The sequence below is a fragment of the Clostridium paraputrificum AGR2156 genome (assembly GCF_000424025.1).
GTDB classification, from domain to species: domain Bacteria; phylum Bacillota; class Clostridia; order Clostridiales; family Clostridiaceae; genus Clostridium; species Clostridium paraputrificum.
On record NZ_AUJC01000016.1, the window covers coordinates 16251 to 32586 of the forward strand.

General features: G+C 29.6%; 21 protein-coding genes, 1 tRNA gene and 1 other RNA gene. 2 read left to right on the top strand and 21 right to left on the bottom strand.

Going from position 1 to position 16336, the window contains the following annotated elements:
- Nucleotides 1-77: 77 nt before the first annotated feature.
- The 8 genes from G594_RS0113675 to dnaX all read right to left on the bottom strand — a co-directional run bounded on the left by G594_RS0113675 (nucleotide 78) and on the right by dnaX (nucleotide 6435).
- Entirely contained in the window at nucleotides 78-263 is a 186-nt protein-coding gene (locus tag G594_RS0113675) for a hypothetical protein (RefSeq protein ID WP_027099104.1), read from the bottom strand.
- Nucleotides 264-415: 152 nt separating this feature from the next.
- Nucleotides 416-1642 carry an ABC transporter permease gene (locus G594_RS0113680; RefSeq protein ID WP_027099105.1) on the bottom strand — a complete coding sequence of 409 codons (1227 nt, stop codon included), beginning with the start codon at nucleotides 1640-1642 and terminating at the stop codon, nucleotides 416-418.
- Nucleotides 1642-2556: an ABC transporter ATP-binding protein gene (locus tag G594_RS0113685; RefSeq protein WP_027099106.1), complete on the bottom strand. Its 915-nt coding sequence runs from the start codon at nucleotides 2554-2556 to the stop codon at nucleotides 1642-1644. Before G594_RS0113685 ends, G594_RS0113680 begins: the two co-directional genes overlap by 1 nt.
- Before the next feature lie 382 nt (nucleotides 2557-2938).
- Nucleotides 2939-3214 (bottom strand): pro-sigmaK processing inhibitor BofA family protein, encoded by a 276-nt coding sequence (locus G594_RS0113690; protein ID WP_341349978.1) that lies wholly within the window; start codon nucleotides 3212-3214, stop codon nucleotides 2939-2941.
- Between the two features lie 19 nt (nucleotides 3215-3233).
- On the bottom strand, nucleotides 3234-3512 hold the full coding sequence (locus G594_RS0113695) for a DUF2508 family protein (RefSeq protein ID WP_027099108.1): 279 nt from the start codon (nucleotides 3510-3512) through the stop codon (nucleotides 3234-3236).
- Nucleotides 3513-3722: 210 nt separating this feature from the next.
- Nucleotides 3723-4319, bottom strand: coding sequence for a recombination mediator RecR (recR, locus tag G594_RS0113700; RefSeq protein WP_027099109.1), 597 nt, complete (start codon nucleotides 4317-4319; stop codon nucleotides 3723-3725).
- Between the two features lie 67 nt (nucleotides 4320-4386).
- Entirely contained in the window at nucleotides 4387-4731 is a 345-nt protein-coding gene (locus tag G594_RS0113705) for a YbaB/EbfC family nucleoid-associated protein (protein WP_027099110.1), read from the bottom strand.
- Between the two features lie 66 nt (nucleotides 4732-4797).
- Nucleotides 4798-6435 carry a DNA polymerase III subunit gamma/tau gene (gene dnaX, locus G594_RS0113710; RefSeq protein ID WP_027099111.1) on the bottom strand — a complete coding sequence of 546 codons (1638 nt, stop codon included), beginning with the start codon at nucleotides 6433-6435 and terminating at the stop codon, nucleotides 4798-4800.
- Nucleotides 6436-6559: 124 nt separating this feature from the next.
- Between dnaX and G594_RS0113715 the strand changes: the two genes are divergently transcribed.
- On the top strand, nucleotides 6560-7351 hold the full coding sequence (locus G594_RS0113715; protein ID WP_027099112.1) for a thymidylate synthase: 792 nt from the start codon (nucleotides 6560-6562) through the stop codon (nucleotides 7349-7351).
- Nucleotides 7351-7842 (top strand): dihydrofolate reductase, encoded by a 492-nt coding sequence (locus G594_RS0113720; protein ID WP_027099113.1) that lies wholly within the window; start codon nucleotides 7351-7353, stop codon nucleotides 7840-7842. Before G594_RS0113715 ends, G594_RS0113720 begins: the two co-directional genes overlap by 1 nt.
- 152 nt (nucleotides 7843-7994) lie before the next feature.
- On the opposite strand, the gene ffs is transcribed toward G594_RS0113720, so the two are convergent.
- The 13 genes from ffs to G594_RS19020 all read right to left on the bottom strand — a co-directional run bounded on the left by ffs (nucleotide 7995) and on the right by G594_RS19020 (nucleotide 16311).
- Nucleotides 7995-8258, bottom strand: an RNA gene (gene ffs, locus G594_RS19955) — signal recognition particle sRNA large type.
- Nucleotides 8259-8261: 3 nt separating this feature from the next.
- Nucleotides 8262-8351 (bottom strand) — tRNA-Ser (locus tag G594_RS0113730).
- 140 nt (nucleotides 8352-8491) lie between these two features.
- Nucleotides 8492-9259, bottom strand: coding sequence for a prolipoprotein diacylglyceryl transferase (gene lgt, locus G594_RS0113735; protein ID WP_027099114.1), 768 nt, complete (start codon nucleotides 9257-9259; stop codon nucleotides 8492-8494).
- A 3-nt stretch (nucleotides 9260-9262) separates the two neighbouring features.
- The gene (locus tag G594_RS0113740) at nucleotides 9263-9724 is read right to left on the bottom strand and encodes a nucleoside deaminase (RefSeq protein ID WP_027099115.1); all 462 of its coding nucleotides are present in this window, start codon (nucleotides 9722-9724) and stop codon (nucleotides 9263-9265) included.
- A gap of 53 nt (nucleotides 9725-9777) precedes the next feature.
- Nucleotides 9778-11028: an HlyC/CorC family transporter gene (locus G594_RS0113745; protein WP_027099116.1), complete on the bottom strand. Its 1251-nt coding sequence runs from the start codon at nucleotides 11026-11028 to the stop codon at nucleotides 9778-9780.
- Nucleotides 11029-11355: 327 nt separating this feature from the next.
- The gene (locus G594_RS19005) at nucleotides 11356-11778 is read right to left on the bottom strand and encodes a protein-export chaperone SecB (RefSeq protein ID WP_051196021.1); all 423 of its coding nucleotides are present in this window, start codon (nucleotides 11776-11778) and stop codon (nucleotides 11356-11358) included.
- Between the two features lie 16 nt (nucleotides 11779-11794).
- On the bottom strand, nucleotides 11795-12088 hold the full coding sequence (locus G594_RS0113755) for a hypothetical protein (RefSeq protein WP_027099117.1): 294 nt from the start codon (nucleotides 12086-12088) through the stop codon (nucleotides 11795-11797).
- Entirely contained in the window at nucleotides 12085-12642 is a 558-nt protein-coding gene (locus G594_RS19010; RefSeq protein WP_051196022.1) for a hypothetical protein, read from the bottom strand. The genes G594_RS0113755 and G594_RS19010 overlap by 4 nt, the downstream gene beginning before the upstream one ends.
- Before the next feature lie 313 nt (nucleotides 12643-12955).
- Nucleotides 12956-13777 carry a DUF3741 domain-containing protein gene (locus G594_RS0113765; RefSeq protein ID WP_027099118.1) on the bottom strand — a complete coding sequence of 274 codons (822 nt, stop codon included), beginning with the start codon at nucleotides 13775-13777 and terminating at the stop codon, nucleotides 12956-12958.
- 124 nt (nucleotides 13778-13901) lie between these two features.
- Nucleotides 13902-14063: a hypothetical protein gene (locus G594_RS20165; RefSeq protein WP_155849313.1), complete on the bottom strand. Its 162-nt coding sequence runs from the start codon at nucleotides 14061-14063 to the stop codon at nucleotides 13902-13904.
- A gap of 113 nt (nucleotides 14064-14176) precedes the next feature.
- Nucleotides 14177-14611: a hypothetical protein gene (locus G594_RS0113775; protein ID WP_027099119.1), complete on the bottom strand. Its 435-nt coding sequence runs from the start codon at nucleotides 14609-14611 to the stop codon at nucleotides 14177-14179.
- Between the two features lie 235 nt (nucleotides 14612-14846).
- Complete coding sequence (locus G594_RS19015) at nucleotides 14847-15176, bottom strand: hypothetical protein (protein WP_051196023.1); 330 nt, start codon at nucleotides 15174-15176, stop codon at nucleotides 14847-14849.
- Between the two features lie 448 nt (nucleotides 15177-15624).
- On the bottom strand, nucleotides 15625-16311 hold the full coding sequence (locus G594_RS19020) for a sigma-70 family RNA polymerase sigma factor (RefSeq protein WP_051196024.1): 687 nt from the start codon (nucleotides 16309-16311) through the stop codon (nucleotides 15625-15627).
- Nucleotides 16312-16336: the final 25 nt, after the last annotated feature.

Genomic DNA, 16336 nt, shown 5'->3' on the forward strand with positions numbered 1-16336 from the left:
TAAATATTTTTATTTTTAAGATTTATTTATGAATTACTTATATTTACTACCTACAAAACTAAAAACCACTAGTATCTTTACCAGTGGTTTTCATTTTCATCAAAATATAAAACTGATTCAGTTTCTCTACAATACTTTACGCACATACATTGAGATAACTTTCTAGGACATTTATAGCAAAGGCATCTTGTATCATCGCCATTACAATTCCCATTCTTCTTTTCGGGGCATTCTCCACAATTAACTCCAGTACCGGCTGGCATAAAATCATCTCCTTAAACCTTTCAATATAATATAGATTAACATAATAATAGAAGTAAAAGAAGTAATAATTGTAATAAGGGGTAGTAAGGATAATATTTATATAGAGTATTAATAAAAATAAAGCTTCGCATTTGCGAAGCTTTATTTTTACCTATGCTAGAATATCTTTCTTTTTAAATATAATAGTGGATATTGTATAACAAACAACAATAGTTCCAACCATTAAGGCAACTCCAAAGCCTATGCTGAAGTTAGGATTATTAAACATCTGAGATATACTACCATCTATAACACTAACTGTATTTCCATAGTTTAAGAATATTAAATGTCCAAACTTAGATGCTACAGAAGGGGACATCATACAAATCATAGTACTAGCTACACAGACTAATACTGAAATAGCCATACTAATCATACTACTCTTAACTAATGTAGATATCATAAATATAAGAGCACAGCATGCAATTATAAATAATATTTGTAATGCAAACCCTTGGAATAATGCATCTCCTCTTGTTGATAATATTCCACTACCATCAACTTGTGTTAATTGAGGTGCTCCATACTTTTCTACTTCACTATAATCCCATTGGAATCTCATGCCTATTAATTTAGGCATTTTAGCAGCATCAAATCCAGTAAATGCTCCTATCACTCCATAGGCAGCAACTTCTAATCCAGCTATCATAGCTACAACTGTAATAATAACTGCAATAAACTTAGACAAAATAACCTTTGCTCTTGAAATTGGTTGAACTAATAAAAACTTTAATGTAGCTGGTGTAGATTCACCTGAAACAATATCACTCATAAACACAGCAATACCTGCTGCTAATATTATTAAACCTACAACTTGCATAAATTGCATTCCAACATTTGTAGGATAGAACTCCCACTCTTCTACTGGTTTTACCCCAGCATCTAAATATGAATTTATTTCTGCCAGTCTTTGTTTCTCATGTGTCTTATATCTATCTGGATAACTTGTATCATCTAAAACTTCTTGAATATTTTTCTTTTCTTGTTCTAATGTTTTTCTCCACAAATTAGGGTCATCAGGATTCTTCTTTCTTTCCTCTTGAAGCTTAATCTCTTCCTTTAAGCTAATTATATATTGCTTTTGCTCCTCTATTGCTTCCTCTGCCCACTTATCCTTGTATGTCTCTAACTCTTTTAAATGATCTTCAGCATATTGGATAGAGCTATTTAAAGATTCTATTCTACCCTCTGGAGTATTATTGTAAGCTATATTTTTTGCATCTATATTACTTATAATTCCAATTCCAACTACACAAATAGCAAACAATGCAAATACAATCCATGTTTTAGATCTTTTAGATATCTTAATTAATTCATTTTTTATTAATGTAAATATCATTATCTTATCCCTCCTTCAACAAGCTCCATATATCTTTGTTCAAGTCCTTTTCTATTCTTATAAATTTCTTCAACTAACACATTATTCTTTAATAATACTTTTAATAATTCCGTTGTTTTTCCTGTTTCAACTATTATATGAATTTCCTCATCTATAACTGTTGATGAATTTACGAACCCAATGTCTTTCAATACTTTTACAGCTTGTTCCTTATTGCTTGAAACAACTAATGTTAGACTATCCAATTCAGTTTCCATGCTATTATCATGAATATCTTCTACAGACTTAATAACTCCATTATTTATAAATGCAACTCTATCACAAAGATTTTGAACCTCACTTAATATATGGGAAGAAATAAATACAGCCATTCCTCTTTCTCTTGCTGCCTTCTTTACAACATCTCTAAAATCTATAATTCCTGAAGGGTCTAACCCGTTTGTAGGCTCATCTAAAATCAATAACTTAGGATTTCCTATTAATGCAGTAGCTAATCCAAGTCTTTGTTTCATTCCTAAAGAATACTTTCTTACTTTATCATCTATTCTATCTTTAAGACCAACTAAATCTATTAATTCTTCTACTTCTTCTTTAGATACTTTTCTTATCCTTGCTATTTGCATAAGATTTTCTCTACCAGAAAGATATTTATAAAGTTCCGGATTTTCTACAACTGCACCAACATTTTTAAGCGCTTGCTCTTTTTCTGATAAAACACTTTTACCACATACTACTATTTCCCCTTCATTTGGAGATATTAATCCAACAAGCATTCTTATAGTTGTTGTTTTACCTGCACCGTTTGGTCCTAAGAAACCAAAAATTTCTCCTTCATTTACAGATAAATCTAAACCTTTAATAATTTCTCTTTTGCCAAGTTTTTTCTTTACCCCTTTTACTTCTAAAACTTTCATATGTTCTCCTCCTAAAATTCTATATCCTAATGATAAACAACAATACTTAAAAATAAACAATCTAAAACCTTAGTTTTTTCTTAACATATTCTTAAATTATATTATTTATATAAAAAATCGCCAAGGCGACTGTGGAGCCGTCGATTTTTTTCGCCCATCTGCATACGTGATATTCCAAATTTAAATTTGGTAAATAGAACTTACTCATTAGAGTTTCCGAAGCTTGCCTGAGGAAAATCTTGCAAGGGCATATATTTTATTTTTTTATTCTTTATGAAGAAATGAACTAATGTATTACTAAATTGTTGAAGCTACCCACAACTTAATTGAATCTATAATTTTCTAAAGAATAAAAAAGCTCACCTATTAAGTGAGCTCAAAACTACATAAACAATTTAAATATTACTAAAACAGCTACCCCTGGTATTCCTAAAAATCCTGCTACAAGAGCTGTTATCCAGTTGACTCCAATAAGATTTGGATATCCAACTTGTCCACCTATAAAATTAACTAAGTATAATAAAATAACACCAAATACACCATTAAGAAGCATCTTTAAAGGCCACTTAAATAACTTTAAAATAATAAATAATATAACTAGCCCTACTATACCAAATATTATTGGATTCATAGTTACTAACTGTGTTAATTCTTCCATTAAAATCCCCCCATTTACTTTACTCTGCCATTCTTATGCACCTATCTAATATATATTCATTACTTACTCTAATATCTCTTTCTTTCGCCAAAGAAAGCAAATATTCATATCTTTTTAATGCAACTTCTTCAGCATAGATAGCAAGTTCAATTAATTTTGAGTCCTGTACATTATCGAATGTGCTTCTTGCTGCTTCAAGTTCTGCCTTGGCATCTTCAATTGCATCTACAATATCTAATCCTTCATTTTCATTTTCCTTAATACCTGTAATATATTGAATTATATTCTTTTTATTCACAACTACCCCTCCAAACTTATTTATCTAGATTATTTCCATTTTTTAGAGGTAGTATACAAGTACTCAAAAAAATTTGGAACACATTTCACTATATCCCATATATTAATTCTATAAGAAGCTTTTCACTCATTATCAAACAAAACTTCTAAAACTCCCATCTATCTATTAAGGGGCCCAATGTAAATTGTGGCCCTCCTTTTTATTTCCACATTATATTTCAGTTCTACCTTCTAAGGCTTTAGATAGAGTTACTTCATCTGCATACTCTAAATCTCCACCTACTGGAATTCCAGCTGCAATTCTTGTTACCTTAACATCTAGAGGTTTTAAGATCTTAGATATGTACATAGCTGTTGCCTCTCCCTCAATATTGGGATTAGTTGCAACTATAACTTCTTTTATGTCTTCTCTCATTCTAGATACTAATTCTCTTATTCTAATATCTTGTGGACCTCTTCCTTGCATAGGAGAAATATTTCCGTGCAGAACGTGATAAAGCCCATTAAATTCCTTTACCTTTTCCATGGTCATAATATCTTTAGGTTGCTCTACTACACAAATTACGCCCTTATCTCTATTAGGATTTGAACATATTGCACATGGGTCACTATCAGTAAAGTTCCCACAAACCGAACAGTATTTTATAGTTCCTCTCGCCTTAACTAACGCTCCTGCAAATTCTTTAACCTCATCTTCAGGTAAATTTAATACATGTAGAGCTAGTCTTTGAGCTGTCTTTTGTCCTATACTGGGTAACTTTGCAAATTCTTCTATTAGTTTTTCTATAGCTACTGGATAAAAATCCATCTCTCTCATTCCTTTCAGTAAAAAGGCATACAGGAATAATTTATACCTGTATGCCTTAAATAATTTCCTAGAATAAACCAGGCATCTTTAAACCACCTGTTAATTTACCCATCTTATTAGCTGTTTCTTCATCAGCTTTTCTTAAAGCTTCATTTACAGCACTAAGTACTAAATCTTCTAACATTTCCACATCATCTGGATCTACTACTTCTGGTTTTATGTTAATTCCTAAAACTTCTTTCTTTCCATTTACACGAACTGAAATAGCTCCTCCACCAACTGAAGCTTCAAATTCAGCAGCTTCAACTTCTTTTTGCATTTCTTCCATTTGCTTTTGCATTGCTTGAGCTTGCTTCATTAAGTTATTAATATTTCCTCCGCCGAAGCCACCTGGAAATCCACCTCTTGCCATAATCAATTCCTCCTTACAAAATATATATTTTATATTATATAGTATTTTTTAATTCAATTCTATCTTTTATTCATCTATTATTTCTAATGCAGATTCTCCTAATGCCTGTAAAAGAACTTCTTCAGGGTTTCTTTCTGCTTCTTCTTTAGTTTCAACAGTAAATCTAACCTTTAATCTCTCTCTCATTACTTCTGAAACTACTTCATTAATAACCTTTATGTTATCAGGTTTTTCTAACCTTATTTTATTAAATGCATACTCTTCTTCATATTTTATTAAAACAATCCCATTATTACAGGCTACAGGTCTTCCTGTCATTAATGAGGCATATATAACCATAGCTCTTCTAGCTTTTAAAGCTTCTAATATATCATGCCATGCTCTTTGTATATCTCCAATAGACGTTGTTGCATTAGTATTCACTTCAATAACAGGAGTTTCTGTTACTGCTTGTTCTTTGTTAATTACATCTTGTGTTGCAACTCTTTTTTGCACATTAGATACTTCATCATCCTGATTGCTACCTTGTTGTGCTTGAGCCACTTGTATCTTTCCACTCTTTATTACTTCTTCTAATCTATTTATTCTAGCAAGAATTACTTCACTAGATGTATCATATTCAATTTTACACATTTTTATTGTAGCTAATTCTAAATATAGTCTTGCTTGTTTACTAATCTTAGCATTACCCTCTGCCTCTTGAAGTATTCTAATATCTCTCATTATTTCTTCTACTCTTATTCTAGAGCCTTGCTCTTTTATAAGATTTATATTTTCCATAGACATATCTAACACTTCTTCAGGATTATTAGTTACTTTTGCCATTAATAAATTTCTAAAATGTCCTGTTAAATCCTTAATAAATAAATTTATATCCTTACCTGCATAAACTACTTCTTCAATAATGTTCATTGCTTTTTGTATGTTTCTTTCTATTATTGCTGAAGTTATATTAAACAAGTATTCATTAGTTACTAATCCAAGCATTCCAACTACGCTATCGTAATTAACAGAACCATCCCCCATTGCAATTGCTTGATCCAATATACTTAATGCATCTCTCATAGCACCATCAGAAACTCTGGAAATAAGCTCCAAACTTTTTTCATCTGCTAAAACTCCCTGAGCACCTACTATTTTTCTTAATCTATCTGAAATATCTGACTTACTAATTCTCTTAAAGTCAAATCTTTGACATCTAGAAAGTATAGTTATAGGTAACTTTTGAGGGTCAGTAGTTGCCAAAATAAATATTACGTTAGCTGGTGGTTCTTCTAGTGTTTTTAGGAAAGCATTTACTGCTCCCATAGATAACATATGAACCTCGTCCATTATATATACTTTAAATCTAGCTTCTTGTGGAGGATATTTCGCATCATCAATTATATCTCTAATCTTATCTACTCCATTATTAGAAGCAGCATCTAATTCTGTGACATCTATCGCTAATCCCTCATTTATCTTCTTGCACATTTCACATTCATTGCAAGGTTCTCCATTCACAGGATTAAGACAATTTAAAGCCTTTGCCATAACTTTTGCAGTAGAAGTTTTTCCTGTTCCTCTAGTTCCACAAAAAAGATAAGCATGAGCAATTCTATCATTTTGTATTTGATTTTTTAATGTAGTTGTTATGTGTTCTTGACCTACTACATCTTCAAAATTTTTAGGTCTCCATTCTCTATATAAGGCTGTATATGCCAAGGTCTTCACCTCTCTACTCTTGTTAAATCCTACATTTCTTATTATACACTACTGCAGAACATATTAGTAAATAATTATTTAATATGTTAAAATAGTTTAGATACTATTTTTAGGGAGGTTAATTATGAGTCTTTACGATGAAAAATATTTATCTATAGTAAAAGACATTCTAGATAATGGGTATTATGATAATAATAGAACTGGAATGCCTACGTATAAGTTGCCACATCAAATAATGCAATTTAATCTTCAAAAAGAGTTTCCTATCCTAACAACTAAGTTTGTTGCTTTTAAAACAGCCGTTAAAGAAATGCTTTGGATTTATCAAAAGCAATCTAATGTAGTTGAAGATTTAAGACAAATGAACGTTAAGATTTGGAATGAATGGGAAGGTGAAGATGGTACTATCGGTAAAGCCTATGGATACCAAGTAAAAAAATTTCACCAAATAGATAATCTAATAGAAGCATTAAAGAACAATCCTCAAGATAGAAGAATGATGTTGAATCTTTGGAACTGGGAAGACCTTCCTGAGATGAGCCTTGCTCCTTGCTGTTTCTTAACTATGTGGGATGTTACTGACGGTCACCTAAACTGTATGTTAATTCAAAGATCCGGTGATATGCCTTTAGGAGTTCCTTTTAACAGTGCTCAATTTTCAGTTCTAACTCATATGCTAGCACAAGTTACAGGATTAAAGCCTGGCTTATTTACTCATGTAATTAATAATGCTCATATATACGAAAACCAAATTGAGGGTATAGAAGTACAAATTACTAGAGCAAATGATGCATATTCTGCTCCTAAATTATGGTTAAACCCTGAAATAAAAGACTTTTATGAATTTACAATTGATGATATTAAATTAATAGACTATGAATATCATCCTGCAATTAAAATGGAGGTGTCTGTTTAATGCTTTCAATTATTGTTGCTATAGCAGAAAACAACTTAATAGGTGGAGACAACAAACTACTATGGCATTTATCTGAAGACTTAAAAAGATTTAAAGAAATAACCATGGATAATACCCTAATAATGGGTAGAAAAACCTTTGAATCATTACCTGGAGTTCTTCCTGGTAGAAAACATATAGTTATAACTAGAGATGAAAATTATAAAGTTGATTCTAATCAAGTTGAAATAGTACATAATATTCAAGATGTTATAAATGAATATGCAAATAATAGTGAAAATGCCTTCGTAATTGGTGGAGGAGAAATATACAATACAACTTTTCCTTATTGTAGCAAGTTATATCTTACAAAAATTAAAAGAAGTTTTTCAGGAGATACTTATTTCCCTGATATAGACTTTAGTAAGTGGAAAATCACCTATTCTTCTGGTGAAAAGAAAGATCCTAAAAACGGAATAGAATTTGAATATATTAATTTAGATAGACAATAAGAAAAAGAGGGATTTTAAACAAAGCTTAAATTCCCTCTCTTTCTTATCCTATTGTCCTATATTGTTAATCCTATTGAAGAGTAACCTAAATATTTCTTGTATATCATAAAAAAAGCCTTTCCTTTATTTTAAGAAAGGTGTACATAATAAAACCGTGCACCCTAGTTCGATTATAAATCATACGCGTTACCTATGCAGTTAGCTCAAGCCAGATTAATCCACGGCACACGAAAGTGACCACTTATCGCTGCTTCCTTCCGGACCTGACGAGGTTCATGGGTTCCATTGCGTGGGACCCGACTATCAACACCACTTACATAGGGCAGACCATACTCATTATAGCCTCCCTAGGGAATTCAATCCTGCTATAGCGGATTGCAGGTTACAAGGCACCGCTAACTCCCCATCTAGCACGGCATTGGCGGAGAGAGTGGGATTTGAACCCACGATAGAGTTTCCCCTATACACGCGTTCCAGGCGTGCTCCTTCGACCACTCGGACATCTCTCCAAGATATACTATTGTTTTTAATACTTCCTTATAATATCATAGATATAATTCTAATTCAATAGAATATTTCTTCCTTAAAATTTTATAAAAGAATTATTCACAAATTGAATATACTATGCAATTTGCTACAGTCCTCAATTTTACTTCTTCTTTCTATAAATATATACTAATAAAAATATACTTATAACTATTCCTAATATACTTACTATCTGAGCTATTCTTAATCCAAAGAACATTAAGCTATCTGTTCTTAATCCTTCAATAAAGAATCTTCCTAAAGAATACAATCCTATATAACTAGAAATAACAATTCCATCGGTTCCTTCTTTTTTCTTATACAAAATAAATATTAAAATTCCGCAAACTAATAAATTCCATATTGATTCATATAAGAAAGTTGGATGATAATAATTTCCTCTTATATACATTCCATCTTGTATAAACTTAGGAAAACGACTTATAAATTCAGCAGATACAGAGCCACCATGAGCTTCTGAATTCATGAAATTTCCCCATCTTCCTATAGCTTGAGCTAAAATTAAAGATGGAGCTACAACATCCATATACTCTAATAAATTTATCTTCTTCACTTTTGCAAAAATATATGCAGCTAAAAAAGCTCCTATAAGTCCACCATGAATAGCCAAGCCACCTTGTCTTATATTAAATATATCTATAAGATTGTTTCTATACCTATCAAATTCAAAAGCTACATAATATAATCTTGCTCCAATAATTGCACAAGGAAATGCAATTAAAAATCCATCTGTTAATAAATCAAAACTTAAATTTTTCTTTTTACAGTTAAAATAAGCTAATGCTAAAGCAACCATTACTCCTAATCCTATTAATAATCCATACCACCTTACTTCTAATCCAAATAACTCAAATGCAATTGGGTTGTTCATAAACTATAATCTCCTCTTCTGTAAAATTCCATTCCTCTTTAAATGAAAAAAATTTTTTAATATATCACTACATCGTTCATCATAAGTCCATATAACATTAACAAAGGAATTTAACCTTCTATTGTCTACTAAATTAACTACAGAACCACAAGCACCCATATCTTTATTAAATGTACCTATATATAACCTTGATATTCTACTTTGCAAAATAGCTCCTGCACACATTGGACAAGGTTCTAATGTAACATACATTTCACATCCATTTAATCTCCAATCTCCAATGTTACTGCAAGCCTCTCTTATTGCTATAATCTCAGCATGTTCAGTAGGATTACTCTTTTTTTCTTTTTGATTATAACCTCTTCCTATAATAATGCCATCTTTCACAACTATAGCACCAACTGGTATCTCTTCTGCCTCCATAGCCTTTTCAGCTTCTATTAAAGCATACTTCATAAAGTCCATAAACTATTTCTCCTATATAACTATAGAGGAAGTTAAATAACCTCCTCTATACATTAAGTAAATATTCTAACTTTCTTAATCCTATTTTTATCTACTTCTTCCACAACGAATCTGATGTTATTAATAAGAACCTCTTCTTTTTCTTCAGGTATTCTTCCAAGTTCTCCTATTACTAATCCACCTACAGAATCTAACTCCTCAGACTCCATACTTACTCCTATAAGATCACTTATATCATTAAGTCTAGCACTTCCGTCTACTATATATTCGTCTTCTTTTACTACCTCAATCATTTCATCTTCATCGTCATACTCGTCTTCTATTTCACCAACTATTTCTTCAATTAAATCTTCGATAGTTATTATTCCAACAGTTCCACCATACTCATCTAAAACTATAGACATGTGGTTTTTACTCTTTTTCATTTCCTTAAATACTTCTGTTATTTTCTTAAATTCAAATGTATAGAAAGGCTCTCTTGTATAATCTGTAACCTTAAAATCTTCTTCATTTATATCTGCTATTATCAAATCTTTAACATTAAGTATTCCTATAATATTATCAATAGTTTCCTTATAAACAGGAATTCTAGAAAATTGTTCCATTTTTATTATTTCCAAAACTTCTTTATATGTTGATTCAACATCTATAGCAGTTATATCAACTCTTTGAACCATTATATCTTCAACTTGCATATCTGCAAAATCAAAAACATTAAATATCATTTCTTTTTCTACATCTTCAAGAACGCCTTCTTCTTCGCTTACACCAACCATTGTCTTTAATTCTTCCTGCGTTATAAATGGCTCAGACGCTTTAGGATTTCCTCCAAGAAGCCTAATAAATATAGATGAGATTCCAGTAAATACACTAACAAGCGGTCTAAAAACAGATACCACTAGTTTAATAGGCTTACTAACAAATAATGATACGTTTTCTGACTTTTGTTTTGCAATTGATTTAGGTGTTATTTCACCAAATATAAGTATTAATATAGTCATAACTAAGGTTACTACAGTAACAGCCTTATCACTACCTCCAAATAACTTTAAAGCTAATGAAGTAGCTAATGATGATGCTCCTATATTAACTATATTGTTTCCTATAAGTATTGCTCCCAGAAGCTTGTTTGGGTCTTCAATTAAATTTTCCACAAGCTTTGCGCCTTTTACATTTTCATCTACCATATGCCTAATTCTTATCTTACTTAAAGACATAAGTGCTGTCTCTGACATCGAGAAAAATCCTGATAATATAATCATTATAACTAATAGAATTATCTCAAACGTGTAACTAGAGTCCAACTATAATCACTCTCCTAATTCTCCTAAATATATTTTAATATTTATTATATCATAATATTTCTATTTTTTATATTAACTATTATGCCTAGAAATTCTAATATTAATATCATGTACAAATCTAATTTATAAAAAAAGTACTCAAGATTTTCTTGAGTACTTGGTATCCCCAGTAGGAGTACCTGTATATATTAAAATATAATTTTATCTATTAAAGAATCCTCATAAAGCTCCATATAATTTGCTTTATAAGGATAGGTATAAATCTACAAATCACTACATATTCTTAAAAATAATTACTAATTGTCGGTTTTTTGTCGGTTTTCGTTATTATTTTAAACTTTCGTCATATATTACTTCATTTTCAGTTAAATCTAATAATGGTAATATTAATGGATCAAACCCAGACCCTGTTGTTAATGTTGAAACATAAGGTCTTAAATATGACAATATTATTGAAGGTGCATTACTTTTTAATAGCTTTTCTAATACTTTATTATCAATATCATTTTCCCATCTAAATTCCCCTTGCATGGAAACATGGATGTAGAATGGTGCTTCTTCAAATTCCTTTTTACTAAAAACTTTTAATCTCACTTCTACAATTGCACTATTATTCTCATTGCATTTATTAACTCTTGTTTCCAAACGAATTTTTAATTTTATTGGTCCTTCAGAGTTAAAATTTTTATTCACCTTATACTTTAATTCTGTTAGTGTAGGATTGGCAAATTGTAAAACACTATTTTTCATTATATAATCACTCCCATTATGCAGCTAAAGGTGACCAATCTGTGGCAGATTTAACCTCTGTATTATTACTAATAATATTAACCTTGGTTGTATTAGACGAGAAATCCCATTTAAATTCAGCATTTGATTTCTCCCAAACACTCGTATTAAAGTTATTTGGATACTTAATCCTAAAGCATCCATCTATATACTTACTAGCATCATATGTCTTTTTATCGAGTTCCTTAATCTTCATTGCCATTATAAATTGACTTTTTGTCATATTATCTATTTTATTTTTACACTTTTTTAATATTTCCATAGCTCTCATAATATACACCTCACTTTTCTATTTACTGCCACACTTTCATCCTTTATACAATATATTGTTTTTAATCTACCTCTTACTTGAGGCCCATTAAAATTCTTTCTTTGTATAAAATAATTAATATTTTTTCTATCTATATCATAGTCTCCTATACATTTTATTACCTTAAGTTCATTAAGTTCATCAAAAAAATCAAATAATTTATCTAATTTAAGTCCTAAAGGTTGGTTCATCTTTTCTCCACTCTTCTCACAATAAGCTTTCCATAAATCATTCAAATCATTAACAACATCTTCATCAGTTAAGTCTAAAAGAATTTCATCATTTATGTATATGTTGGAATTTACAATTATATTCTCCACTCCTGGATTCTTTCTATCCTTTTCCTTTTTCCAGTAAATTGCATTACTTTCATTATCCCAAAAATACATTCCTTTTCCTAGCCAACATCTATCATCACTTATAATAATATAGCTTTTGTCAGAAATAAACTTCAAGCATCTTTCTTTATCATTTACGTGATATCCCTTAAAGTTTTCTCTAAATTCTTCACACACTCATACCAGCCCTATCTTTAAGTATTCCATATATACAAGAATATATACAAAAAACAAGCACTTTATAGCTTGTCCTCTCTTATGTCAATTCCCTTGTTTACTATTATTCTATACTAGTACGTTACTTTTGGGAAGACCTTTTTTGTAAGATTTACCCCTTTTTAACATACTATAACTTCCTATAAAGCTCTATAAAGTCTTATAACTTTTTATCAAATATAGGTTTATATTCAATATATTGTATAAAAGAACTTTTACTACAACTATATATTCTGCCCAAGTTTAATTATACATTTTAAATATATTAGATTTTTTATTTTCTTTCTACTTCTGAAATAAAACTCCCCATATCAATAAGTATTGTTTTCTTAAATATAATACTTTCATTTTTATCAATTTCTTCATATATTCTAACTTCAATAGATTGTTTCCCATCTTTATAAATCTTATGTTCAAATAACGCAAGGCTTAATTGAGCATATTTTGTTCCAGGTATCTTTGTTATTTTATTATTTTTAATTTCGTAACTTTTACTTTTCTTTTGTATTGCCTTTTTTATTTCATCTCCAATTGTATTATATTTTAGCCATTGACCAAATATATTGATTTTTCTTTGCATATATAAAAATGAGTATGGAAGATTATATATATTTATATATTCATAATATTCACCTTTAACATCTTTAAAATAATCTAACAACTTATTAAGTAAACTATTTGAAAAATAAATTCCAGTAATATTTCTTATATATTTCAATAATAAATCTTTATTATTATTAATAATTTCAATTATTTCATTACATTCCTGTTTATTTCTTCTTTTACCTTCAATCCCAAACGCTTTTGGATTTCCTAACGGACAATTATCATACGCTTGTTTATTATATTCAGCTAACCCAGCAAAGCTTTTAGGAATATGTCTACCGTGCTGTGTTTGTCTACGCGTTCCTTTTTCATGTTCTTCATTATTATAAATATTAACTAGATATATTGGATTCAAACACGCAGGACACAATGCATAGTGCTTTCCATCATCTCTAAAATATACTTTATCTTTTTTAGTCACTTCTTCATATTTTTCTCTGCTTATTTTATATGAACTTTTTTCCTCTCCCTTTACTGTAAAAATATTCACTAATCTTCACTCCTTTAATAAATGTTCAATTTACATTAATAGTGATATCGAGATATTTTCACAATTCTTTATATTATCCAATTCTTTTTTATGTCAATTATAAAAAAATTTTTTAAACTTATTTTTAATTTTCAAATACATCTAAACCGCTTTTCAACATTTTATATATTACATTTCTAGATATTCTATATTTATCTACTAATAGTTCAACTGATATATCATTAACATACCTATCAATAAAATCTGTTTCTTTATCTAATAGTTTCTTATATTTCTCTAGATTCACTTTTATTTTTTATATTCTTAGCTTTAAGCATAAGCTACATCTCACTTACATCCAAGGTAGTTTTTCCATCAGCATTAAAATAAGGTATAGGCAAATCACCCATGCCCTATATATTACACATACTCTTGTTCTAATTTATTTAAAATATCTAAACAAATACTATAATATATATGCTTGCTGTTCTCTTTATTTATAGATTTCTTATCTAATAACATGAAAAAAAATATAAATGCTAGAGTTAATACTAAACCAAATAGCATCAGTAAGATATTATCTTTAAATATATCTTTTATTCCCCAAACCCCAGTAATAAATACTGTAAAAACTATTATCATAATCTGAAAGTAATAATTTAATGTCCAGGGCATATACTCATCTAGGTGCCTTTTTACCATAGCCTTCTCTAGCATTATATTGAGCTCTTTATTTTCTCTATACTCCATTTCAACTCTTTCATATATTTCTTTAATCTTTCTTGCTTCATTATCATTTTCTTTATAGTTCCTAAATTCATTATGTATTTCATTAAATGTTTTATTGTTCCTCACTATTATCCCTCCCACATTTTACAATATCACTCTTCCTTTATTATACAGTATCAATAATTGTAAATCATATTTCCTTTTCAAACACCTCTCTAGCTTTATCTAAAATTCTATATACTGATGATATAGACACATTATATTTATCAGATAACAGCTTAACTGGTACATTATAAATGTATCTATCCATAAATATCTTTTTAACTATTAATAAAAAGACACCTATATTTCTATAGATGTCTTAATGCAACAACTCAATTTTATAATCAACATTATTCTCCTGGTAATAATCAATTATCTTTTGCTCTGCCTCTTCTAAACTATAATACCTTTTACTATCATCTCTAAATACTATATCTAAATTGACATAAAATTTGAATACTGTATATAGATTTACCTTTGCAAATATAGGTCTGGTTATCTTTCTACCAGTAGTAGCATTACATTGAATAAAGCCTAAATCCTCAAAGCTGACACTTATATCAGCATTATTAAGACACTCTAATGCTTTATCATATAACCTTTCTCTCATATATATCGACTTTTTGCTTATATTAATTAATGATTCCATGATATACACCACCTTATTTATACTTTGTCTAGTTTTGACAAGCTCATTAATTCAATCATAAATTAAGAGGATATATATTCCCCACCTGTGGAGAATGGATCATATAGCTTTCCCAATAATATTGGTGAACTTCTTCATGTATTAACCTTAACATTTCTTAACATAAAATAGGTTACCTACTTTTAGTCGCTAACCTTACAAAACCTAACTTTTAAATTATATATATAGTTTTCAATGTTAGCATTTGTTAGCTTTTATATATGATGAATTGCTAAGTTTTTCTAAGTTTTAACCTTAGCATTTCTTAGCATATATTTTTCAACGCTATCATTTGATATCATTATCTATAAAGTAAGATACCTTCTTTTTAAGGTCTCGCAATCACCTTTTAGGGTGTTCAAAAAGTTAAATACATTCCTTTTTAGGGACTCTGAAAACTCCGAATACTCTATATCCCTAAATACAATCCATCTATATATCCAAGCTCTGCAAACTCTCTCCTATTCTTTTTGGCCCACATACTATTCCTTAATCTTCTCATTGCCATATCCTCTATACTCTTTGCCTTATCCTTTGTAATATTAAATATATCTGCTATATCATTTAAAGTCATTGGATAGGTATTCCAACCATACTTAAACTTCAATACTTCTCTTTGCTCTAAAGTGTTATGAGATTGCATAACTTCCTCTAATTCATTCCTTAAATTCATCAGAAATAGTTTTTCCTCTATATTCTCAAATCCATAATCTATATCCTCTATAAGTTCTCCAAGCTCCATATCATTCTCCTCGCCTATAGGTATATTAAGACTTGTACAACTATTATAGAGTTTGTTATTACCTATATCCTTACTACTACCACCATTAACACTCCTATGTATATATCTATCTATATAGTAAACTGCATAAGTAATAAATTTAGCTTTCTTTTCAATGTCAAACTTATACTTTTTAGCTGCAGCAATGAGTCCTAACACTCCATTTTGGTATAAGTCCTCTAGTTCTAGCTCTCTATTTATTCCATTATACTTATTAGCTATTTTATATATAACGCCTTCATTAGCCAATATAAGCTCCTCTAAGGCTTTATTATCTCCATTTTGATATAGCTTTACTAACTCCTCATTATTCATATTAAATCACCATCTTTTGATTTAT

Excerpts from the sequence above, each read along its gene's own strand:
- lgt (WP_027099114.1), bottom strand. The coding sequence starts at position 9,259 with ATGAACAACCCAATTGCATTTGAGTTATTTGGATTAGAAGTAAGGTGG.
- G594_RS19005 (WP_051196021.1), bottom strand. The coding sequence starts at position 11,778 with ATGAAAAATAGTGTTTTACAATTTGCCAATCCTACACTAACAGAATTA.
- G594_RS19020 (WP_051196024.1), bottom strand. The coding sequence starts at position 16,311 with ATGAATAATGAGGAGTTAGTAAAGCTATATCAAAATGGAGATAATAAA.
- G594_RS0113715 (WP_027099112.1), top strand. The coding sequence starts at position 6,560 with ATGAGTCTTTACGATGAAAAATATTTATCTATAGTAAAAGACATTCTA.
- G594_RS0113680 (WP_027099105.1), bottom strand. The coding sequence starts at position 1,642 with ATGATATTTACATTAATAAAAAATGAATTAATTAAGATATCTAAAAGA.
- G594_RS0113705 (WP_027099110.1), bottom strand. The coding sequence starts at position 4,731 with ATGGCAAGAGGTGGATTTCCAGGTGGCTTCGGCGGAGGAAATATTAAT.
- G594_RS0113755 (WP_027099117.1), bottom strand. The coding sequence starts at position 12,088 with ATGAGAGCTATGGAAATATTAAAAAAGTGTAAAAATAAAATAGATAAT.
- recR (WP_027099109.1), bottom strand. The coding sequence starts at position 4,319 with ATGGATTTTTATCCAGTAGCTATAGAAAAACTAATAGAAGAATTTGCA.
- G594_RS0113720 (WP_027099113.1), top strand. The coding sequence starts at position 7,351 with ATGCTTTCAATTATTGTTGCTATAGCAGAAAACAACTTAATAGGTGGA.
- G594_RS19015 (WP_051196023.1), bottom strand. The coding sequence starts at position 15,176 with ATGGAATCATTAATTAATATAAGCAAAAAGTCGATATATATGAGAGAA.
- G594_RS0113740 (WP_027099115.1), bottom strand. The coding sequence starts at position 9,724 with ATGGACTTTATGAAGTATGCTTTAATAGAAGCTGAAAAGGCTATGGAG.
- G594_RS0113685 (WP_027099106.1), bottom strand. The coding sequence starts at position 2,556 with ATGAAAGTTTTAGAAGTAAAAGGGGTAAAGAAAAAACTTGGCAAAAGA.
- G594_RS0113675 (WP_027099104.1), bottom strand. The coding sequence starts at position 263 with ATGCCAGCCGGTACTGGAGTTAATTGTGGAGAATGCCCCGAAAAGAAG.
- G594_RS0113690 (WP_341349978.1), bottom strand. The coding sequence starts at position 3,214 with ATGGAAGAATTAACACAGTTAGTAACTATGAATCCAATAATATTTGGT.